Raw genomic sequence first — 21,358 nt, 5'->3', positions numbered from 1 at the left:
CGCCGGGCAGTTCCCCCGTACGGCGCCGCGTTACGACGCCGTGGACGGCCACGTAACGCCCGCCCGGGGCGTGGCCGACGCCAGGCGCCCCGTCACCGGAGCCACGCGCGTCCGCGCCCACGTCGGCGGCACCGTACGGCGCATCGGGCCCGCACCGTCTCGCTCGTACGGCCGCAGGACGGCCACGCCTCAGGAGCCAGTCATGACCACCACGCCCACGCCTCTGCTCTCGGCCACGGGGCTGCATGTCACGTTCCCCGGGGGGCGCGGCGCCCCGGCGGCGCACGCCGTCGACGGTGTCGATCTCGACATCGGCGGCGGCGAGATCGTCGCCCTGGTCGGCGAATCGGGCTGTGGCAAGACCACGCTCGCGCGGACGCTGCTCGGCCTGGTGCCGCCGACGACGGGCTCCATCACTTTCGGCGGCGTACCTCTCGGCTACCAGTCCGCCGCCCTCAAGGCGTATCGCAAGCGCGTCCAACTGGTGCTCCAGGATCCGAGCGGCTCGCTGAACCCGCGGCACACCGTGTACGACGCGGTGGCCGAGGGCCTGCGCATCCACCGGTACCGGGGCAACGAACGCGAGGCCGTCGCCGAGGCACTGTCCCGTGCCGGGCTCCGCCCGCCGGAGCGGTTCTTCCTGCGGTATCCGCACGAGCTGTCGGGCGGCCAGCGTCAGCGAGTCGTCATCGCCGGCGCGCTCGTGCTGAAGCCCGAACTGATCGTCGCCGACGAGCCCGTGGCGTCGCTCGACGCCTCCGTACGGGGCGAGATCCTGGCGCTGCTGCTGTCGCTCCGCGACGAACTCGGGCTGTCCGCCCTGGTCGTGACCCACGACCTCGGGCTCGCCTGGAACATCGCCGACCGGGTCGCCGTGATGTACCTGGGCCGGATCGTCGAGACGGGGCCGGTCGAGCAGGTGCTGACGGCTCCCCGGCATCCGTACACGCAGGCGTTGTTGTCGGTACTGCCGGAGTCCGGGGTCCAACCGGTCGTCCTGGCGGGCGAGCCGCCGGACCCGTCGCGTATCCTGGGCGGCTGCCGATTCCACGCACGGTGCCAGATCCTCGCCTCCGGCGAGGCGGAGCGCTCAGGTGTCGCCACCAAGTGCCGCACGGAGACACTGCCGATACTGACGGGCGGCGCCGCGACCCAGGTCGCCTGTCACTGGGCCGCCGCAGCCACTGCTGCCCCGGAGGGCGAAAAGGTGCTCTGAGCGACCCGCTGCGGCTCCCCAACTCAGAAATACGGTGCCCGAGTTGGGGCCGCGCGGTGCGCCTGCGGGAAGGTCTCGTCAGCGAGCGTCGTACGCGGCGACGAGGTCGCGCGAACGCTTCACGTCGTCGGCGATGGCATCGAGGAGTGACTCGATGGAGTCGAACGTCCGCTGGGGCCGTACGTACGACAGGAAGTCCACCGCGACGTGGAGCCCGTACAGCTCAAGCCCCACCCGGTCGATGGCGTACGCCTCCACGGTCCGCTCCGTGCCGTTGAACTGCGGGTTCGTACCGACCGAGATCGCCGCCGGCATCCGCTCGCCGTCGGCGGTCAGCCAGCCCGCGTACACGCCGTCCGCCGGGATCGCGGTGTGCGGGAGCGTCTCCACGTTGGCCGTCGGGTAGCCGAGGTCGCGCCCACGTTGCGCGCCCCGCACCACCACGCCTTCAACGCGGTGCGGCCTGCCCAGGATCTCGGCCGCTCCGGCGACGTCGCCCTCGGCGACCAGCCGCCGGGTCAGGGTCGACGAGAAGGGCTCGCCGCCACCCGCCGCCCCGCTCACGTACAGGTCGATGACCTCGACCTCGTAGTCGTACGTCGCACCCAGCTCGGCCAGGAAGGCGACGTTGCCGGCGGCCCGGTGGCCGAAGCGGAAGTTCGGCCCCTCGATGACGGCGCTCGCGTGCAACTTGTCGACCAGCACCTTGACGATGAAATCGGCGGGCGTCAGCTTCGAGAATTCGGTGGTGAACGGCAGCACGAGCACCGCGTCCACACCCAGCTCGGCCATCAGCTCCCCGCGCCGGTCGTGCGGCGCGAGCAACGGCGGATGGGTGCCGGGCCTGACGACCTCGCTCGGGTGCGGGTCGAACGTCACGACCACCGAGGGCACCCCCAGCTCCCGCGCCCGCTCGACGGTGCGCCCGATGATCAGCTGGTGTCCGCGGTGCACGCCGTCGTAGGAGCCGATGGTGACGACGCTGCGTCCCCAGTCCTCGGGGATGTCCTCCAAGCCGCGCCAGCGCTGCACTGTGACCGCTCTCCTCGCCCGAACCCGTGTACGTGAATGCCTCTTACGCAGGTCTAAGACTGCCATGCCCGTGGCTTTTGACCCGCATCGGCATCGTGGTACCGATCGGCACAGGGGACTTGCGGCCCCTCCGCCCGATCACCGCCGCCCACTGCCACGGGTCATCGGCCGGCCACGCCGCGAGGAGCGCGGCAAATCCGGCGCCTCTCACGGGCAAGACCGACCAGGCGCCGGTGCGCCCGCCCTCAGCAGGAGAGCGGGGCCGACCGCGCGGTGTTCCGTGTGCGGCGCCGTACCGATGACGCCCGGTACGGTGCCCGTCGCGGCGCCCAGCACCCGCCCGCCCGAGGCTTCGACACCTAGCCTCAGCGCGTCGCTGCCGCACGTGCCGATCGCCAACTCCGGCACCGTATTCAGGAGATGGAAGCGTTCGGTCGCCGTGCAGGTCGCCCGAACGGCACCCACCCGGCACGGCGCCTGACGCCACCCGTGGGCGACGATCCGTACGTACGCCCCCGCCTCGACGGCACTCCTGGGGGAAGACCGCCCCGCCTCAGCCGAAGACCGCCAGGCTCTTCGCCTTGCCGCCCTGTTCCTCCACCAGCGCCAGGAGCCTCCCGTCCGGCCCGAACGCCGCCACGGGGCCGGGTCCGGGGCCTGAGCCGGTGCCGGCCCTCGCCGCCCCGTCCCGGCGCACCGGCATGTCCAGCCGCACCCCGTTGAGCAGCAGCTTCGCCCGCTTCTCGTCCACGTCCCAGCGCGGAAACGCCGAAGCGGCGGCGTCCGCGACCGGCATCACCGTCAGCCGCTCCTGATGCTGGTCGAGCGTCCTCGCCTCGTCGAGGCCGTACGGACCGACCCGCGTCCTGCGCAGCGCCGTCAGATGCCCCCCGACGCCGAGGCCGGCACCGAGGTCACGTGCGAGGGCGCGGATGTACGTACCGGAGGAGCAGACGACCGACACGACCAGGTCGACCACGGGGGTACCGTCCTCCGCGACGTCGGCGCGGACGTCGTACACCTTGAACGACGAGACGGTCACCGGCCGCGCCGGGATCTCGAAGTCCTCGCCGCCCCGTACGCGGGCGTACGACCGTTTCCCGTCGATCTTGATCGCGCTGACCTTGGACGGCACCTGCATGATCGCGCCGGTGAGAGCGGCCACCCCGGCGTCGATTCCCTCGCGGGTGACCCCGGACGCGTCTGTCGACGAGGTGGTCTCGCCCTCCGCGTCGTCGGTGACGGTGTCCTGCCCCAGCCTGATCGTGCCGAGGTACTCCTTCTCGGTCAGGGCGAGATGCCCCAGCAGCTTGGTGGCCCGCTCCACGCCGAGGACGAGGACGCCCGTCGCCATGGGGTCCAGCGTGCCGGCGTGGCCGACGCGGCGGGTCTTGGCGATGCCGCGCATCTTGGCCACGACGTCGTGCGAAGTGAAGCCCGACGGCTTGTCCACGATGACAAGGCCGTCGGGCGTGGGGAGTTGCTGTGTCATTTAGCGGCGGCACCGTCCGTGTCGTCGCCGTCACCGCGGCCGGCCGCACCGGCGCCGGACGCGGCATCCGCCCCGCCCCCGGCCTCCGAACCGCCTTCGGCGTCGTCCTCGTAGCCCTCGTCGCCGGGCTTGCGGTAAGGGTCGGCGTCGCCCGCGTAGGTCTTACCGGTCGACACCTCCCGCACCTCCGCGTCCTTGGCGCGCGCCTTGTCGAGAAGGTCCTCGATGGTGCGGGCGTTGTCCGGCAGCGCGTCGGGGACGAACGCCAGCGTCGGCGTGAATCGCACGCCGGTCTGACGGCCCACCTCGGACCGCAGCACGCCCTTGGCGCTCTCCAGGGCGGCGGCGGACGCCGCGCGCTCCTCGTCGTCGCCGTAGACCGTGTAGAAGACCGTGGCCTCCCGCAGGTCGCCGGTGACCCGGGCGTCCGTGATGGTCACGAACCCCAGCCGCGGATCCTTGATACGCCGGTCCAGGGTCTCCGCGACCACGACCTGGATGCGGTCGGCCAGCTTTCGGGCCCGCGCGTTGTCGGTCACCGGTCCGTCACTCTTCCTTCTGGGTTTCTTGTCTGCTGCTCTTGCCGCAACGACCGTCGCCCGCCGGGTGGCAGGACTCAGTCGTCGTCTCCGTGCAGCCGCCGTCGTACGGACAGCAGCTCCACCTCCGGACGGCCGGCGACCATGCGCTCGCACCGGTCCAGAACGTCCCTCAGATGCCCCGTGTCCCCGGACACCACCGCCAGACCGATCTCGGCCCTGCGGTAGAGATCCTGATCGCCGGTCTCCGCCACACTCACCCCGAACTTCCTCTGGAGTTCGGCGACGATCGGCCGGACGATCGAGCGTTTCTCCTTCAACGACCGTACGTCGCCGAGGAGCAGGTCGAAGGACAGTGTCCCCACATACATGTGTATCCGGATGTCCCGCCGGTACGGGTTCGGGCCCGCCAGCGCTTGGCAGGGGCACATAAACCGTACACGGAACGGCCGGGGCCGATCGACGGATTAAGCACCGTCGACCGGCCCCGGACCGCCGATGCCGCCCGAGCAGAACCCGGGCGGCATCGGCACCGTGCGACACGTCGGTCACGCGGTGGTGGGCACCACCGGTGTACGTCAGCCGCGCGGCTTCTCGCGCATCTCGTACGTCGCGATGACGTCGTCGATCTTGATGTCGTTGAAGTTTCCGAGGTTGATACCGCCCTCGAAGCCTTCGCGGATCTCGGTGACATCGTCCTTGAAGCGGCGCAGACCCTGGATGTTGAGGTCCTCCGCGATGACCTTGCCGTCGCGGACGAGCCGGGCCTTGGTGTTGCGCTTGACCTCGCCGGACCGGATGAGAACACCCGCGATGTTGCCGAGCTTGGACGAACGGAAGACCTCGCGGATCTCCGCCGTACCGAGCTCGATCTCCTCGTACTCCGGCTTGAGCATGCCCTTGAGGGCCGCCTCGATCTCCTCGATGGCCTGGTAGATCACCGAGTAGTAGCGGACGTCGACACCCTCGCGGTCGGCCATCTGCGAAGCACGCCCGGCGGCGCGGACGTTGAAGCCGATGACGATGGCGTCGGAGCCCATCGCCAGGTCGATGTCGGACTCCGTGACCGCACCGACGCCGCGGTGCAGGACCCGGATGTCGACCTCGTCACCGACGTCGAGCTGGAGCAGCGAGGACTCGAGAGCCTCCACCGAACCGGACGCGTCGCCCTTGATGATGAGGTTGAGTTCCTGCACCAGGCCGGCCTTGAGGGCCTCGTCCAGGTTCTCCAGGGAGAACCGGACGCCCTTGCGGGCGAACGCCGCGTTCCGCTCACGAGCGGCCCGCTTCTCGGCGATCTGCCGCGCGGTGCGGTCCTCGTCGACGACGAGGAAGTTGTCGCCGGCGCCAGGGACGTTGGTGAGTCCCAGGACCAGGACGGGGGTCGCGGGACCCGCTTCCTCGACGTTGTTGCCGTTGTCGTCGAGCATCGCCCGGACACGGCCGTACGCGTCACCGGCGACCATCGTGTCACCGACGCGCAGCGTGCCGCGCTGGACGAGCACGGTGGCGACGGCGCCACGACCGCGGTCGAGGTGCGCCTCGATGGCGATACCCTGCGCGTCCTGTTCCGGGTTGGCCCGGAGGTCGAGCGAGGCGTCCGCCGTGAGGACCACGGCCTCCAGCAGGCTGTCGATGTGCAGACCCTGCTTGGCGGAGATGTCGACGAACATGGTGTCGCCGCCGTACTCCTCGGCCACGAGGCCGTACTCGGTCAGCTGACCGCGCACCTTGGTCGGGTCCGCGCCCTCGACGTCGATCTTGTTGACCGCGACCACGATCGGCACGTCGGCCGCCTTGGCGTGGTTCAGCGCCTCGATCGTCTGGGGCATCACACCGTCGTTCGCCGCCACCACGAGGATCGCGATGTCGGTGGACTTGGCACCACGGGCACGCATGGCGGTGAACGCCTCGTGACCCGGGGTGTCGATGAAGGTGATCCTGCGCTCTTCGTCGTTGACCTCGGTGGCGACCTGGTACGCGCCGATGTGCTGCGTGATACCGCCGGCCTCGCCCGCGACGACATTCGTCTTGCGGATGGCGTCGAGGAGCCGGGTCTTACCGTGGTCGACGTGACCCATGACGGTCACGACCGGCGGACGCGCGACGAGGAACTCCTCGCCGCCCTCGTCCTCGCCGAACTCGATGTCGAAGGACTCCAGAAGCTCGCGGTCCTCCTCCTCCGGGCTGACGATCTCGACGACGTAGTTCATCTCGCCGGCGAGCACGTGCAGGGTGTCGTCGGAGACGGACTGCGTGGCGGTGACCATCTCGCCGAGGTTCATCATCACGGCGACGAGCGACGCCGGGTTGGCGTTGATCTTCTCCGCGAAGTCGGTGAGAGACGCACCGCGCGACAGCCGGACAACCTGGCCCTGGCCGCGCGGCAGCATCACGCCGCCTACCGAAGGGGCCTGCATGGCCTCGTACTCCTGGCGCCTCTGCCGCTTCGACTTACGGCCACGACGGGCCGGTCCGCCGGGGCGGCCGAACGCGCCCTGTGTGCCACCGCGGCCGCCGGGACCACCCGGACGTCCGCCGAAACCGGGACGGCCACCGCCGCCACCGAAACCGCCACCACCGGGACGGCCCGGAGCACCGCCGCCGCCACCAGGACGGCCGGCGAAGCCACCGCCGCCACCGCCACCGCCGGGACGGCCGGCGAAGCCGCCGCCGCCACCGGGACGGCCGCCGCCACCGCCGCCACCGGCGGGCCTGTTGGCGCCACCGGGACCACGGCCTCCGCCGGGGCCACCGCCGGGACGCGGGCCCGCGGCGGGACGCTGCGGCATCATGCCCGGGTTCGGACGGTTACCGGCGGGGCCGCCGCCGGGACGCGGGGACTGCGGACGCGGCATACCGCCGGGGCTGGGGCGACCGCCCTGGCCACCGGCACCGGCCTGCGGACGGGGACCGCCCTGACCGGCGCCCTGCGGACGCGGACCACCGGGCGCACCGGCACCGCCGGGACGCGGGGCGCCACCCGGACGGGGCGCCTGCGGGCGCGCCATTCCGGTGGAACCACCAGAGGTGAAGGGGTTGTTGCCCGGACGGGGACCCGCCGGACGGGCACCCGGCCGGGCGCCCTGACCCGCGGGACGCGCGGGGCGCTCGCCGCCGCGGCCACCGTCACGGCCGCCGTCGCGCTGACCGCCGGACGGAGCCGGACGGGCGGCAGGACCACCGGTGGGGCGGGGCCCCGGGGTGGCCGAACCGGAACGCGGGGCCGCCGGAGGCTGCGGGGCCTGGGGCGCCTGCGGCGCCGCCGGGGCCGGAGCCGAGAACTCGGCCGCGGGCACCGGAGACGGTGCGGGCTTCGACGCCGGGGGCTTCGGACCGGGACGCGGGCCGGAGGCGGGCGTCGCGGCCGGAGCCGGAGAGGTAGGTGTGCCGCTCTGCGGGGCCTCGGCGGCGGCCGGCTTGGGGGCCGGGGCGCCGGGCTTGGGAGCAGCCGGACGTGCCGCCTGCGCCGGAGAGGGCGCGGCGGGCTTGGCGGGGCTCGCCTTACGGGGCGCCCCGGGCTTCGCTGCGGGCTTCGCGGCGTTGCCGCCGGGGCCCTGCAAAGCATCAGTCAATTTACGTACAACCGGCGCCTCGATCGTCGAGGACGCCGAACGGACGAATTCACCGAGTTCTTGGAGCTTGGCCATGACGACCTTGCTCTCGACGCCGAACTCCTTGGCGAGTTCGTATACCCGGACCTTAGCCACTTCGCTCCTTTTAGGTCCGGGTTACCGCCGGACCGTCGCTACTTCATGGGCGTACTCATCGCGTACTCATCGAGTGCTCATCGCAATCTCGACCTACTTCCAACTCGCGAGGTACCTGATTCGCACGGGGTTCCGTGCCGTACGTGTTCTTGCATCTACGCCTGCTCGATGTGTCGGCGCAGTTCCGCGCTGTCGAGCGGTCCCTTGGCCCTGAAGGCCCGGGGAAACGCCCGGCGGCGGACCGCCTGATCGAGACAGAACGAGACGGGGTGTACATACGCGCCCCGGCCGGGCAGCGTACCGCGTGGATCAGGGAGGCAAGCACCCTCGACCTCCACGATGCGCAGCAGATCGTTCTTGGGCGCTCGCTCCCGGCATCCCACGCAGGTTCGCTCAGGGCAGGCGCGAGCGTGCGTCCGGCCAGACATGCTCAAGTCTACCTCCCCGCGCCGACCTCCCCCCTTTGGGGCGACGGTCGGACGCTTGCTGGCCAAAATTGCTCGGTTGATCTCCGCACCGTTCACCGGTGCACGTCGCCGCAGGTCGCGGGCGCCGGGCGGAGCTGATCGACGGCGGCGGGCCGTCACCGCCGGTAGGGACGGGTGGCGGCCGATGGCCGGATGCGGTGCGGGCGGTCACCGGCGGTGACGGGGCCGGTACGGGGCGGCTGGCGCGCGGTGACGGTGCGGTGCGAGCCACCGATCTGTCGCCGTGGTGATCGTCGGCGTGGTGATCGTCACGTTGTCCTGCGCCCCGCGCTCCGCGCCCTGTGCCCCGTGCCGTACGTCGCCGGGCTCCGTCGCCCGTACGTCGCGAGGGTCGCGGACTCCCGCCCCGTACGGGGCGCCGTACGCCGCCCCGTACGCCCCGGGTGGCCTCGTCCCGCCGCCGGGTCAGCCCCGGTCGCCGCGGGGTGGCCGGCCGCCCGCGGCGGCGCCGTTGTCCCCCGCCCTGTCCGCCCCGTCGGTCTGCTCCGTGTCGGGCCGGATGTCGATGCGCCAGCCGGTGAGGCGGGCGGCGAGGCGGGCGTTCTGCCCTTCCTTGCCGATCGCCAGCGACAACTGGTAGTCCGGCACCGTCACGCGCGCGGAGCGGGCGCCGAGGTCGACGACCTCGACCTTGCTGACACGGGCCGGCGACAGGGCGTTGGCGACCATCTCGGCCGGGTCGTCCGACCAGTCGACGATGTCGATCTTCTCGCCGTGCAGTTCCGCCATCACGTTGCGCACCCGCGCCCCCATGGGGCCGATGCAGGCGCCCTTGGGGTTGAGACCGGAGCGGGTGGACCGTACGGCGATCTTCGTACGGTGGCCCGCCTCACGGGCGATCGCGCAGATCTCCACGGAGCCGTCCGCGATCTCCGGGACCTCCAGCTCGAAGAGCTTCTTCACGAGGTTGGGGTGGGTACGCGACAGGGTCACCGAGGGGCCCCGTACACCCTTGGCGACGCGGACCACGAACGTACGCAGCCGCAGACCGTGCGTGTACTCCTCGCCCGGCACCTGCTCCTGCACCGGGAGGATGGCCTCCAGCTTGTCGTCCAGCCGCACCAGGACGTTGCGGGGGTCCTTGCCCTGCTGGACCTGGCCGGCGACGACATCGCCCTCACGGCGCGCGTACTCACCGAACGTGACGTCGTTCTCGGCGTCCCGCAGCCGCTGCTGGATGACCTGCCGCGCCGTCGTGGCGGCGATACGGCCGAAGTCGGACGGGGTGTCGTCGAACTCCTTCGGCTCCTGGCCCTCCTCCAGCTCCGACGGGTCCTCCTTGGCCCAGACCGTTACATGACCGTTGTCGCGGCTGAGGACGACGCGGGCGAGACGGCGGCTTCCCTCGGTGCGGTGGTAGGCGATGAGGAGGGCGGATTCGATCGCCTCGACCAGCAGGTCGAAAGGGATCTCCTTCTCTTGTGCCAAGCCCTTCAGGAGCTTCACGTCGATGTCCATGGCTACGCCTCCTCTTCCTTCTTGTCCTTGCGGTTGAACTCAAGCTCCACGCGCGCCTTGGCGATCGACGCGAACTCGACCCGGCGGGCGGTCGGCTTGCGCCCCTTCACGCCCGGTACTTCGAGGTCGAGTCCCGCCTCGTCCACCGCGAGGACACGGGCCACGAATTCGTCGCCCTCATGAAGCTGGATCTTCGCCAGACGGCCGACGGCGCGTTCGTAATGACGGCGCTCGGTCAGCGGGCGGTCGGCTCCGGGGGAGGTCACTTCGAGCTGGTACTCGTCCTCGCCCATCGCGTCGGTCTCGTCGAGAGTCGTGGAGATGGTGCGGCTCAGCTCGGCGCACGCGTCCAGATCCACGCCGTCGTCGGAGTCGACCACGATCCTCAGCACACGACGCCTGCCCGCCCGGGTCAGCTCGATCTCTTCGAGATCCAGGCCCTTCGCGCTGACGAGCGGTTCCAGCAGTCCGCGCAGCCTCTCGCTGTGGGTGGTGCTCATCCGGGTGACTCCTCGGCCGCGTGTGTGCTGTTGTGGGATCGTCGCGTGTCAGGCAAAGGGTATCCGGTCGCGGGGGGTGTTGCCGTCCACCTGCGGCTGACCCGCAGGTACGCTCGCCTGCGGTGATCACTGCGAGGCCCGAGGGAGACACGCGTGAGACGCACGGGGACGACACGGCGGGGTGCTCTCCTGGCGGCGGGGGCCGCGGCGGGGGGTCTGCTGACCGCCTGCTCGGGTGGTGACGACGGCGACGGATCGGACGGCACGACGAGCGCGGCGGCCGTCCGCGCCGCCAAGGCACTGCGCGTGAAGTCCGCGGGCACGAGGCGCGAACTCCTGCGGCAGTACGACGCGGTGATGGAGCGGCATCCTGATGAGGCGGCGCGGTTGGCGCCGCTGCGGGGGGCTGTGGCGCGGCATGTGACAGCGCTGTCGCCGCCTCCTCGGTCTCCTGAGAAGGACGAGTCGGCGAAGCCGTCCCCGTCACCGACCCGGTCCGTGTCGGTGTCTCCGACGGCCGCCCCGTCATCCGCCCCGTCGCCGGGGACGGCCGTCGGAGACACCGGAGACGGCCGGGCCACGCCGTCCGTCTCCGCCGATCCCGTCACCGCCGTCAAGGCGCTGGCCGCGGCCGAGCGCCGTGCCGCCGACGCGCACGCCGACGCGCTGGTCCACGCCCCGCCCGAGCTCGCCCGCCTGCTGGCCTCGCTCGCCGCGGCCAGCGCCGCCCACGCGTACCTGCTGACGGAAGGATCCCCCTCGTGAGCAGTGACGGTGCGCTGGACGCCGCCCAGGCCGCCCTCGCCGCAGAGCACGCCGCGGTGTACGGGTACGGCGTCGTCGGCGGCCGGGTCGGCGACGAACGCCGCACGGAGGCGACTCACGCGTACGACGCGCACCGGGCCCGGCGGGACGCTCTCGCGCGTACGGTGCGCGATCTCGGCGGCAAGCCGGTGGCGGCCGCCGCCGCGTACGCCATGCCCTTCGAGGTGCCTGACTCGACCGCCGCCGTAAGCCTCGCCGCCGAGTTGGAGGACCGGATCGCGGGCGTCTACTCCGACCTCGTGCGGGCCGCCGAGGGGCCGCTGCGCCAGGACGCCGCGGGGGCACTGCGCGAGGCGGCGGTCCGGGCGGTGCGCTGGCGGGGCAGCGGCGTAGCCTTTCCTGGGCTCGCCGAGCGGCTGTGAGCCCGCTCGCTCCGAAAGGGATCTAGGCACGTATGGCTTTCGAACCGCCGCGGCGGCTGGTGCGCACCCTGAGCGAGACGTACGGGGAGTCCGTCGCCGGCGAGTGGCTCGGGCGGCTGCCCGGGATCGCCCAGGAGGCGGTGGAGCGGCGGGAGTTGACGGTCGAGCGGGTGGTGGCGCCGGGTGGCGGGAGCAGCCTCGTGGTGCTCGTACGGCGCCCCGACGGGGCGCCAGCGGCGCTCAAGGTGGCTCCGCCGTTCGCGGCCCCGGGGCCGGAGCGGGCGGCGCTGACGCACTGGAAGGGCTGGGGCTCCGTGGAGCTCATCTCGGGCTCCGACGGCGAACTGCTGCTTGAACGGCTCCACACCGAGACCTCGCTGCGCTCCCTGCCGGAGGCCAAGGCACTGCTCGAAGCGGCGGGAACGGTGCGGAAGTTGTGGGTCGAGCCCGTCGCCGATCACGGCTTCGAAACGGTCGCCGAGCGGACGGCGCGACAGGCGGCGGCGATGCGGGCGGCGAGCGACCCGCAGGTCGTCCCGCTCGTCACGGCGGCCATCGACGCGCGTGAGGAGCTTCTCGCGGCCGGGCCGGCGGAGCTGATGCTGCTCCACGGGGCGTTCCGCCAGGGCAAGGTGCTCTCGGGCGACCGGGCGCCGTGGCTCGCGGTCGGCCCCGTGCCCGTGGTGGGTGAGCGCGCGTACGACCTGGCGCGGCTGGTCCGCGACCGCGTGGAGGACCTGGTCGCGGCGGCGTCCGGCGCGTCCGCGACGCGGCGCCGTGTGAACAAGCTGGCCGACTCGCTGGACATCGACCGCGAGCGGCTGCGTGGGTGGACGCTCTTCCGCGCGGTGGAGTCGGGCGTCCGCGCGCTGGAGGCCGGAAGGCGCCAAGACGGGGAACTGTTGCTGGAGTTCGCCGGCTGGCTGTAGCGGGGCGCGATCCGTCTCGATGGACGTGGCAGCGCCCGGCGCCCGCACCGGTGCCTCCCTCCTCAGGAGGGCCGGTCACGGGGCGGGATGAGCGACTACGGGACGGTCGGGCCCGTCACCTGGACCGGCCCGCCCGCCCCGTACGCCGTCGTACTGCTCGCCACCGAAGGGCGGCGGCGACGTCAGACGGCGGCCGTCAGACGCGCGACCGCCTCGGCGACCGTGAGCTCCTCGCGCTCGCCACTGCGGCGGTCCTTCAGCTCCACCACGCCGTCGCCCGCGCGCCGCCCCGCCACCAGGATCTGCGGAACGCCGATCAGCTCCGCGTCCGTGAACTTCACACCCGGCGAGACGCCGGCACGCTCGTCGACCAGCACTCGCAGCCCCGCCGCCGCCAGCTGCTCGGCGACTTCGACCGCCAGCTCCGTCTGGAGCGCCTTGCCCGCCGCGACGACGTGCACGTCCGCCGGGGCGATCTCACGGGGCCAGCACAGACCCTGCTCGTCGGCGGTCTGCTCGGCGAGCGCGGCGACGGCGCGGGAGACGCCGATGCCGTACGACCCCATGGTCACCCGCACCGGCTTGCCCTGCTGCCCGAGCACGTCGAGCTGGAAGGTGTCGGCGTACTTGCGGCCCAGCTGGAAGATGTGACCGATCTCGATGGCGCGCCCCAGCTTCAGCCCCGCGCCGCACACGGGGCAGGGGTCGCCCTCCTCGACGACCACGACGTCGAGGTAGTCGTCGACCTCGAAGTCGCGTCCGCAGACGACGTTGCGCGCGTGGGTGCCGGCCTTGTTCGCGCCGGTGATCCAGGCGGTACCGGGCGCCACGCGGGGGTCGGCGATGTAACGGATCTTCAGCCCCTGGGGGCCGACGTAGCCGCGTACGAGCTCGGGCCGGCCCTCGAAGTCCTCCGCCGTCACCAGCTCGACCACGGCGGGCGCCAGGTGCTCGCCGAGCTTGCCGAGGTCCACCTCGCGGTCGCCGGGGACGCCGACGGCGGTGATCTCGCCGTCGACCTTCACCAGAAGGTTCTTCAGCGTCGCGGAGGCCGGCACGTCCAGGAACGCGGCCAGCGTCTCGATGGTGGGGGTCTCGGGGGTGTCCAGCTCCTCCAGCGCCCCGTGCGCCGACCCGTCGACGGGGGCGGTGGTGAAGGTGACGGCCTCGGTGTTGGCGGCGTAGTCGCCGTTGGGGCAGTCGACGAACGTGTCCTCACCGGCGGCGGCGGGGGCCAGGAACTCCTCCGAGGCGGAGCCGCCCATGGCGCCGGAGACGGCGGAGACGATGCGGTAGTCGAGCCCCAGGCGCGCGAAGATCTTCTGGTACGCCGCTCGGTGGAGCGCGTACGACTCGGCGAGGCCCTCGTCCGTGGTGTCGAAGGAATACGAGTCCTTCATCTGGAACTCGCGGCCGCGCAGCACGCCGGAGCGGGGGCGCGCCTCGTCGCGGTACTTCGTCTGGATCTGGTAGAGCATCACCGGCAGGTCCTTGTAGGACGTGCACTGGTCCTTGACGACGAGGGTGAAGATCTCCTCGTGCGTCGGGCCGAGCAGGTAGTCGCCGCCCTTGCGGTCCTTGAGACGGAAGAGGAGGTCGCCGTACTCGTCCCAGCGACCGCTCGCCTCGTAGGGCTCCTTGGGAAGCAGCGCGGGCAGCAGTACTTCCTGCGCCCCGATGGCGTCCATCTCCTCGCGTACGACGCGGGCGATGTTGTCGAGGACCTTCTTACCGAGGGGCAGCCAGCTCCAGAGTCCGGCGGAGGTGCGGCGCACGTACCCGGCGCGGACCAGAAGCTTGTGGCTGAGGGTCTCCGCGTCCGCCGGGTCGTCGCGCAGTGTCTTGGCCATCAATCGGGACATGCGCTGGACCTGGGACATGGGGAGCACTCCTGCGTTTCTTCTCGGGTGTTGCCAGGAGGTTATCCGGGGCACACCGGCGGGCGGAAATCAGTAACGGTGCCCCGCAGGGCGCTCAGCGCCGCCGCAGCGGCAGCGGGGCGCCCATCACCGCGTACGGCTTGGCGGCGCTGGGGAAGCGGACCTGGCGCGCCAGGTCCTGGTAGCCGAGGGAGCGGTAGAGGCCGCGGGCGGGGCTCTCGGTGTCGATCGCGGAGAGGATCGAGCGGGGCTCCCGGGCGCCGTCCGTGATGGTGGTGATCAGAGCGCGCCCGATGCCGTGTCCTTGGAAGGCGGGGTGGACGTGCAGTTCGGTGATGACGAAGGAGTCGTCGAGCCAGCCGTCGAGGTCGCCGGCACGCAAGTACGGCTCGACGATCGTGGACCACCAGTGGGAGCGGTCGTTCGGCATGCCGTAGACGAAGCCGGCCAGCCGGTTCTCCGCCGTGAGCGCCCCGTAGGCGCGCGCACCGGGCGCCACGAGGTGGCGCAGGACGATCTGGCGCCGTACGCCGATCTCGGCCTCGCTCAGCCCGAAGGCGAGCTTCTGAACGGCCAGCGCCTCGTCCACGCGCGGGGCGAGATCGATCGGCCCTACGCGTACGTCGGGGATCTGGGGTTCGCTCCCGGGAAAGCTCGGCACGCTCGGCATGGCCGAACCCTACTTTCAGAAGAGGACGCTCATGAAGGCGCCCACCTCGCGGAAGCCCACCCGTCGGTAGGAGGCCCTCGCGGGGGTGTTGTAGTCGTTCACGTACAGACTGACGACGGGGGCGACGTCGGCGAGCGCGTACCGTACGACGGCCGCCATGCCGTTCTCGGAGAGGCCCCGGCCGCGGAACTCGGGTGCCACCCATACGCCCTGGATCTGACAGGCGTGCGGCGTCGCCGCGCCGATCTCCGCCTTGAAGATCACCTTGCCGTCGTCGATACGGGCGAACGACCGCCCCGCTCCTACGAGTTCGGCCACCCGCGCCTGGTAGAGCAGCCCGCCGTCACCGGCCAGCGGCGAGACGCCGACCTCCTCGGTGAACATCGCGACGCACGCCGGCATGATCGTCTCCAGCTCGTCCTTGCGGATGCGGCGTACGAGGGGGTCGGGCCGCACCGTTTCCGGCACTTGCTCGGTGACCATGAGCGGCTGGTTCGCCCGAACCTCGCGCGCGGGGCCCCAGTTGGGCTCCAGAAGCCGCCACAGGAGGGCTGTGGGTTCGGCGGGGCCGACGATGGACGAACAGCGGCGCCCCGTACGGCGGGCTCGGTCCGCGAACGCCCGGACGGCCTCGGGGGAAGCGCAGATGGGCACCAGGTTGGCGCCGGAGTAGCAGAGGGAGCGCAGCCGCCCGTCCGCGTACCAGCCCCACATCTCGCCGCCGAGCCGCCAGGGATCGAGCCCCGCCGCCTGGACGCGCGAAGCCACGAACGCGTTGGCGACGGGCTCACTCTCAAGAATGGCGAGCGCGGCGCCGAGTTCGCCTGGGTCGAGGACCCGAGTGGTGGTCTGCGTCAACACGAGAGGGGCCTCACCATACGTCTGCTGATTCTTCGCACTGTACCCGTCACTTCTGTGACGCGCCGCGTACACCGAAGGGCCCCGCTCCCTCCGGACGCCCTGAGGCGTGGGGTGCGGGGCCCGTACGGAGCCGGAACGCGGACTGGATGGAGGGGGACGGGGGCCGACAGGTCTGCCAACGGCCTCACAGGAGCCCCGGGCCGATCCTCAGCTGATGGAGACCTCGGGCTCGCCTGAGGGGACGCCGTCCCGTTCCATCTCCTCGGCGATCTTCATCGCCTCTTCGATGAGCGTCTCGACGATCTTCGACTCGGGCACCGTCTTGATGACCTCACCCTTCACGAAGATCTGGCCCTTGCCATTCCCGGAGGCCACACCCAGATCCGCCTCACGGGCCTCACCGGGGCCGTTCACGACACAGCCCATCACCGCCACCCGCAGCGGGACCTCCATGCCCTCCAGGCCCGCGGTGACCTCGTCCGCCAGCTTGTACACATCCACCTGGGCACGCCCGCAGGACGGGCACGAGACGATCTCCAGACGGCGCTGCTTCAGGTTCAGCGCCTCCAGGATCTGCAGGCCGACCTTGACCTCCTCCGCCGGAGGCGCGGAGAGCGAGACGCGGATCGTGTCCCCGATGCCCTCGCTGAGCAGCGCGCCGAACGCGACCGCCGACTTGATGGTCCCCTGGAACGCCGGACCCGCCTCCGTCACACCCAGATGCAGCGGATAGTCGCTCTGGGCCGCCAACTGCCGGTAGGCGTTGACCATCACCACCGGGTCGTTGTGCTTCACCGAGATCTTGATGTCCCGGAAACCGTGCTCCTCGAAGAGCGACGCCTCCCACAACGCGGACTCGACGAGCGCTTCCGGAGTGGCTTTGCCGTACTTCTTGAGAAGCCGCGCGTCCAGCGAACCCGCGTTCACACCGATACGGATCGGTGTGCCGGCCGCACCCGCCGCCTGGGCGATCTCCTTGACCTTGTCGTCGAACTGCTTGATGTTCCCCGGGTTCACCCGCACCGCCGCGCACCCCGCGTCGATCGCCGCGAACACGTACTTGGGCTGGAAGTGGATGTCCGCGATCACCGGGATCTGCGACTTTTTCGCGATCGTCGCCAGCGCGTCCGCGTCGTCCTGCGTCGGACACGCCACCCGCACGATCTGACAGCCCGACGCCGTCAGCTCCGCGATCTGCTGCAGCGTCGCCCCGATGTCCGACGTACGCGTCGTCGTCATCGACTGCACCGAAACCGGCGCGTCACCACCGACAGCCACCGAACCGACCTGGATCTGTCGACTGACCCTACGGTCGGCGAGCTTCGTCGGAACATCCGGCATTCCGAGAGAAATCGCAGTCATCTGCTGTGCAACCCCAAGGTGTGGATTGTGGTCCCGAGTTCGGCGGGCTCCAACCATCGAGATTACGTCACCGGCCCGCTGTACGAGCACACCGCTGCGAGCAAACCACCCAAAGGCCTACGGCCGGGCGCGAAGAGACACCCGACCGTAAACCTGAGGCCGCTTCGGCGGCACGGACTGTTCCCCGGCGTACGGAGCGCGGCGCCCGCCACGCCCCGTACCAACTACATGATCTTGACCGGATTCACCACGTCGGCGATGAGCACCAACAGCGTGAAGCAGATGAAGATCCCCGCCACGACGTAGGCGACGGGCATGAGCTTCGCCACGTCGAACGGCCCCGGGTCGGGCCTCTTGAAGAGGCGGGCGAGTTTGCTCCGTACGGACTCCCACAACGCACCGGCCATGTGCCCGCCGTCGAGCGGCAGCAACGGCAGCATGTTGAAGAGGAACAGCGAGAGATTGAATCCGGCGAGCAGGAAGAGCATCATCGCGATCTGGTTCTGCGCCGGGACGTCCAGCGTCATCACCTCGCCGCCGATCCGCGCTGCGCCGACGACGCCCACGGGCGAGTCGTCCTTGCGGTCGCCGTCGGAGAAGGCGGCGCTCCAGAGATCGGGGATCTTCGAGGGCAGCGCGACGATCGACTCGACACCGGTCACGATCATGTCGCCCATGCGGTCGACGGAGTCGCCGAAGGAGAGCGGGACGATCTCGGTGGCGGCGGCGAAGCCCAGATAACCGGCGGGAACGTACTTGTCGGGGACGACCTCCCCGTCCGAGTCCTTCTGCGCCACCATGTTCTTCGCGAGCGTCGCCTGGAGGACCTGCTCCTTGCCGTCACGTTCGACCGTGATGGTGGCGGGGCCGATCGTCTCGCGGATGAGGTTGGACAGCACGGACCAGTCCTCGACGCGCTCTCCGTTGAAGGCGACGATCTTGTCACCCTCCTTGAGACCGGCGGCGCGGGCCGGCGAGACGGGGTCGCTCGCCGTGCACTTCTCGCGCGCCACGTCCTGGGAGATGACGCACTTCTGAACGCCGGCGACCTCGGTCGTCTGGGTCTGGAAGCCGAAGCTCATCGCGACGCCCATGAAGATCACGACGGCGAGGACCAGATTCATGAACGGCCCCGCGAACATGACGATCATGCGCTTCCACGGCTTGCGCGTGTAGAAGAGCCGGGTCTCGTCGCCCTCCTTCAACTCCTCGAAGGCCGCCGACCGGGCGTCTTCTATCATCCCGCGCCAGGGTGAGGTGGACCGCGCCTCGATACGCCCGTCGGCGCCCGGCGGGAACATCCCGATCATGCGGATGTAGCCGCCGAGCGGAATCGCCTTGATCCCGTACTCGGTGTCGCCCCTCTTGCGCGACCAGATGGTGGGGCCGAAACCGACCATGTACTGAGGCACGCGAATGCCGAAGAACTTGGCCGTCGACAGGTGGCCGAGCTCGTGCCACGCGATGGAGAAGAGCAGCCCCACAGCGAAGATCACTATGCCGAGGACTGTCAACAGGATCGTCATGCGCGAGCCTCCGCTGGCTGTTCTTCGCCGAATTTCTCTGCCATTTCGCGGGCCCGAGCACGCGCCCAGGTCTCCGCTTCGAGGACGTCCGCCACGGTGAGCGAGGTTCCCTTGACGGGCCGACCGTGCTCGGCGACGACATCGGTGACGGTATCCATGATGCCGTTGAACGGCAGCCGCCCCGCCAGAAACGCGTCCACGCACTCCTCGTTGGCGGCATTGAACACTGCCGGAGCCGTACCGCCCAGTGAACCGACGTGCCGGGCGAGTCCCACCGACGGGAACGCCTCGTTGTCGAGCGGGAAGAACTCCCAGGTCGACGCGGTGGACCAGTCGAAGGCGGGCGCGGCGTCCGGCACCCGTACCGGCCAGCCGATGCCCACGGCGATCGGGCCGCTCATGTCGGGCGGCGTGGCCTGCGCGAGGGTCGAACCGTCGGTGAACTCCACCATGGAGTGGACGTACGACTGGGGGTGCACGACGACCTCGATGCGTTCGAAGGGGATGTCGTACAGGAGATGCGCCTCGATCACCTCCAGGCCCTTGTTGACGAGGGTCGCGGAGTTGATCGTGATGACGGGGCCCATGGCCCATGTGGGGTGGGCCAGGGCGGCGTCGGGGGTGACGTGGGCCAGTTCCGCCCTCGTACGGCCTCTGAAGGGGCCGCCGGAAGCCGTGACGACCAGCTTGCGCACATCGGCCCGGGTGCCGGCCGCGAGGCCCTGGAAGAGCGCGGCGTGCTCGGAGTCGACCGGGATGATCTGCCCCGGCTTGGCGAGCGCCTTGACCAGCGGGCCACCGACGATCAGCGACTCCTTGTTGGCGAGGGCGAGCGTACGGCCGGCTTCGAGGGCGGCGAGGGTCGGCGCGAGGCCGATGGACCCGGTGATGCCGTTGAGCACCGTGTGGCACGGGGACGCCGCGATGTCGGTGGCGGCGTCGGGCCCGGCCAGGATCTCGGGGAGCGGCTCGGAGCCGTACTCCGCGCGCAGCGCCTCGCGCAGCGCCGGCACGGCGTCCTCGCGGGCGACGGCGACGGTGCGGACCCGGAGCTGTCGCGCCTGCTCGGCGAGCAGTCCGATCCGCCCGCCTGCGGCGGACAGCGCGGTGACACGGAAGCGGTCGGGGTTGCGCAGGACCAGGTCGATCGCCTGCGTGCCGATGGACCCGGTGGAGCCGAGGACGACGATGTCCCGGCGGCCTTCGGACGCGTCGAAGGCGATATGGGGGTCGGCGAGGGGGGCTGGACTGTCGCTCATGGCCCCATTCTTGCCGCATCCGGCCACGGCGCGGACAGCGCGGGGCGAAAACGGGGGGCGGGGTGGGGCCCGTCAGGGCTTGGAGCCCGCCTCGAACTTCTTCCACTGCGCCGTGATGACCTCTTCCGGCACCTTGCCGATGTCCTTGGTATCCGTGATGTCGGCCCGGAAGGAGAGGGTGGTGGTGCCGGAGCGTACGACGGTGAGGTACTCGTACAGCTTCAGGGTGCCCTTCACGTCGAGGATCGTGAATCGGTACGCCTGCGCCTCGTCGCCGTGGTCGGGCGCCTTGACCGGCTCGGCCTTCAGGTACTGCCCCTTGGCGACGGCCCGGTTCTCGACGAAGCCGCCCGCGCACGCCTTGCCCGCCGCGCCGAGAGCCTTCATTACGGAGGCCGCGCCGTCGCCGTTGTAGGAACGGAGCTGTACGGCGACGGTCGTGCCCAGCATCTCCTCGGCGACGTCGACGTTGCGGTGGACCTCGGACACCGGGTCGACGGCGGTGGCGCCCTTGGCGAGGCTGACGAGTGGCTGGCAGACGGCGGGGTCGGCGGTGTAGTCCTCGCCGAGGGGCGCGCCGAGGGTGAACTCCCCGGCGGTGTACTTGCCGATCTTCTCGCCGTCGGCGAAGGCGAGGGCGCTGAGGTCACGCTGACTGAGCGCCCCGGTGCCGCCTGAGCCGGCCGGGTCGCGGGCGTCGCTGCCGTCCGCGTCGTCGGCGGGGGCGGACGCGGACGCCTTGCCGTCCGCTCCGGTTTCCTTGCCTCCCTTGTCACCCTCGCTCGCCTCGTCGCCCCCGCCGCCGCAGGCTGCCGCACCGGTCAGTACGGCGCCGACAAGCGCGAGCGCCGCCACCTGGCGCAGGCGTGCGCGTCGGCCGCTGGACCGTCCCTTGCTTCCCGCCCCGAACATCCCTGCCCCAATCGTCAGTTGACGGCGTCCTCGGTGCCGCGCCGTCGGCGGCGTCCTTGGCCGAATCGCGCGGCTCGCGCCCCGTGTGGTCGCATCGCGGCTCGATTGTGCTGCATGCGTGCCCCGTGGTCACAACGGCGGGCCGGGGCGCCGACGGCTGAGTCGAGACATCTTCGGCGAGTTGCGGCATCCGCATTGACACGCCTCACGCGCGGGCGCAATTCTGAGAGCGCTCTCAGAAAGGTCTGTACCTGAAGAGTCATTAGGTTCCGGTTTCCCCGCTCCCGGCCGGCGTTCCGGTCCCCGGCACTTCAGGTCTCACCCGCCTCACCGGCGG

Annotated in this window: 19 protein-coding genes; 4 read left to right on the top strand and 15 right to left on the bottom strand. The window is 71.0% G+C overall.

Annotated features, from left to right (window positions below):
• The first annotated feature begins 202 nt into the window (after window positions 1-202).
• Entirely contained in the window at window positions 203-1,216 is a 1,014-nt protein-coding gene (locus tag ACFWV8_RS08355; RefSeq protein WP_384198983.1) for an ABC transporter ATP-binding protein, read from the top strand.
• A 78-nt stretch (window positions 1,217-1,294) separates the two neighbouring features.
• Here the strand turns inward: ACFWV8_RS08355 and ACFWV8_RS08350 are convergent, their stop codons facing one another.
• The 8 genes from ACFWV8_RS08350 to rimP all read right to left on the bottom strand — a co-directional run bounded on the left by ACFWV8_RS08350 (window position 1,295) and on the right by rimP (window position 10,435).
• Window positions 1,295-2,248 carry a bifunctional riboflavin kinase/FAD synthetase gene (locus ACFWV8_RS08350; RefSeq protein WP_384198949.1) on the bottom strand — a complete coding sequence of 318 codons (954 nt, stop codon included), beginning with the start codon at window positions 2,246-2,248 and terminating at the stop codon, window positions 1,295-1,297.
• Window positions 2,249-2,801: 553 nt separating this feature from the next.
• Window positions 2,802-3,740 carry a tRNA pseudouridine(55) synthase TruB gene (gene truB / locus ACFWV8_RS08345; protein WP_329380844.1) on the bottom strand — a complete coding sequence of 313 codons (939 nt, stop codon included), beginning with the start codon at window positions 3,738-3,740 and terminating at the stop codon, window positions 2,802-2,804.
• A complete protein-coding gene (gene rbfA, locus ACFWV8_RS08340; protein ID WP_384198948.1) occupies window positions 3,737-4,279 on the bottom strand; it encodes a 30S ribosome-binding factor RbfA in 543 nt (180 codons plus the stop codon). The genes truB and rbfA overlap by 4 nt, the downstream gene beginning before the upstream one ends.
• Window positions 4,280-4,356: 77 nt before the next feature.
• Window positions 4,357-4,650 (bottom strand): DUF503 domain-containing protein, encoded by a 294-nt coding sequence (locus tag ACFWV8_RS08335; RefSeq protein ID WP_329380848.1) that lies wholly within the window; start codon window positions 4,648-4,650, stop codon window positions 4,357-4,359.
• A gap of 207 nt (window positions 4,651-4,857) precedes the next feature.
• The gene (gene infB, locus ACFWV8_RS08330) at window positions 4,858-7,989 is read right to left on the bottom strand and encodes a translation initiation factor IF-2 (protein ID WP_329380850.1); all 3,132 of its coding nucleotides are present in this window, start codon (window positions 7,987-7,989) and stop codon (window positions 4,858-4,860) included.
• Between the two features lie 155 nt (window positions 7,990-8,144).
• Entirely contained in the window at window positions 8,145-8,417 is a 273-nt protein-coding gene (locus tag ACFWV8_RS08325) for a YlxR family protein (protein WP_329392227.1), read from the bottom strand.
• Between the two features lie 465 nt (window positions 8,418-8,882).
• Window positions 8,883-9,935 carry a transcription termination factor NusA gene (nusA, locus tag ACFWV8_RS08320; protein WP_384198947.1) on the bottom strand — a complete coding sequence of 351 codons (1,053 nt, stop codon included), beginning with the start codon at window positions 9,933-9,935 and terminating at the stop codon, window positions 8,883-8,885.
• 2 nt (window positions 9,936-9,937) lie between these two features.
• A complete protein-coding gene (gene rimP / locus ACFWV8_RS08315; RefSeq protein ID WP_384198946.1) occupies window positions 9,938-10,435 on the bottom strand; it encodes a ribosome maturation factor RimP in 498 nt (165 codons plus the stop codon).
• Window positions 10,436-10,588: 153 nt separating this feature from the next.
• On the opposite strand from rimP, the gene ACFWV8_RS08310 reads away from it, so the two are divergent.
• The 3 genes from ACFWV8_RS08310 to ACFWV8_RS08300 are packed head-to-tail and all read left to right on the top strand — an operon-like array spanning window position 10,589 to window position 12,551.
• Window positions 10,589-11,200, top strand: coding sequence for a hypothetical protein (locus tag ACFWV8_RS08310; RefSeq protein ID WP_384198945.1), 612 nt, complete (start codon window positions 10,589-10,591; stop codon window positions 11,198-11,200).
• Window positions 11,197-11,622 carry a ferritin-like domain-containing protein gene (locus ACFWV8_RS08305; RefSeq protein WP_384198944.1) on the top strand — a complete coding sequence of 142 codons (426 nt, stop codon included), beginning with the start codon at window positions 11,197-11,199 and terminating at the stop codon, window positions 11,620-11,622. Before ACFWV8_RS08310 ends, ACFWV8_RS08305 begins: the two co-directional genes overlap by 4 nt.
• Window positions 11,623-11,654: 32 nt before the next feature.
• The gene (locus ACFWV8_RS08300; RefSeq protein WP_384198943.1) at window positions 11,655-12,551 is read left to right on the top strand and encodes an aminoglycoside phosphotransferase family protein; all 897 of its coding nucleotides are present in this window, start codon (window positions 11,655-11,657) and stop codon (window positions 12,549-12,551) included.
• Between the two features lie 182 nt (window positions 12,552-12,733).
• Here the strand turns inward: ACFWV8_RS08300 and ACFWV8_RS08295 are convergent, their stop codons facing one another.
• The 7 genes from ACFWV8_RS08295 to ACFWV8_RS08265 form a co-directional block, all read right to left on the bottom strand.
• Window positions 12,734-14,431, bottom strand: a complete 1,698-nt coding sequence (locus ACFWV8_RS08295) for a proline--tRNA ligase (RefSeq protein ID WP_384198942.1) — start codon at window positions 14,429-14,431, stop codon at window positions 12,734-12,736.
• A gap of 94 nt (window positions 14,432-14,525) precedes the next feature.
• Window positions 14,526-15,101, bottom strand: a complete 576-nt coding sequence (locus ACFWV8_RS08290; protein WP_384198941.1) for a GNAT family N-acetyltransferase — start codon at window positions 15,099-15,101, stop codon at window positions 14,526-14,528.
• Window positions 15,102-15,116: 15 nt separating this feature from the next.
• Window positions 15,117-15,959, bottom strand: a complete 843-nt coding sequence (locus ACFWV8_RS08285; protein ID WP_329392228.1) for a GNAT family N-acetyltransferase — start codon at window positions 15,957-15,959, stop codon at window positions 15,117-15,119.
• A 210-nt stretch (window positions 15,960-16,169) separates the two neighbouring features.
• Window positions 16,170-17,324, bottom strand: coding sequence for a flavodoxin-dependent (E)-4-hydroxy-3-methylbut-2-enyl-diphosphate synthase (ispG, locus tag ACFWV8_RS08280; protein ID WP_329380865.1), 1,155 nt, complete (start codon window positions 17,322-17,324; stop codon window positions 16,170-16,172).
• 224 nt (window positions 17,325-17,548) lie between these two features.
• Complete coding sequence (locus tag ACFWV8_RS08275; RefSeq protein ID WP_329380867.1) at window positions 17,549-18,850, bottom strand: site-2 protease family protein; 1,302 nt, start codon at window positions 18,848-18,850, stop codon at window positions 17,549-17,551.
• Window positions 18,847-20,109: a 1-deoxy-D-xylulose-5-phosphate reductoisomerase gene (gene dxr, locus ACFWV8_RS08270; RefSeq protein ID WP_384198940.1), complete on the bottom strand. Its 1,263-nt coding sequence runs from the start codon at window positions 20,107-20,109 to the stop codon at window positions 18,847-18,849. Before dxr ends, ACFWV8_RS08275 begins: the two co-directional genes overlap by 4 nt.
• Before the next feature lie 72 nt (window positions 20,110-20,181).
• Window positions 20,182-21,021: a hypothetical protein gene (locus tag ACFWV8_RS08265; protein ID WP_384198939.1), complete on the bottom strand. Its 840-nt coding sequence runs from the start codon at window positions 21,019-21,021 to the stop codon at window positions 20,182-20,184.
• Window positions 21,022-21,358 lie beyond the last annotated feature (337 nt).

The organism is Streptomyces sp. NPDC058665 (assembly GCF_042714995.1).
Classification (GTDB): Bacteria; Actinomycetota; Actinomycetes; order Streptomycetales; family Streptomycetaceae; genus Streptomyces.
The sequence above is the reverse complement of the archived record's forward strand: the minus strand, read 5'-3'. Positions and strand labels throughout refer to the sequence as shown.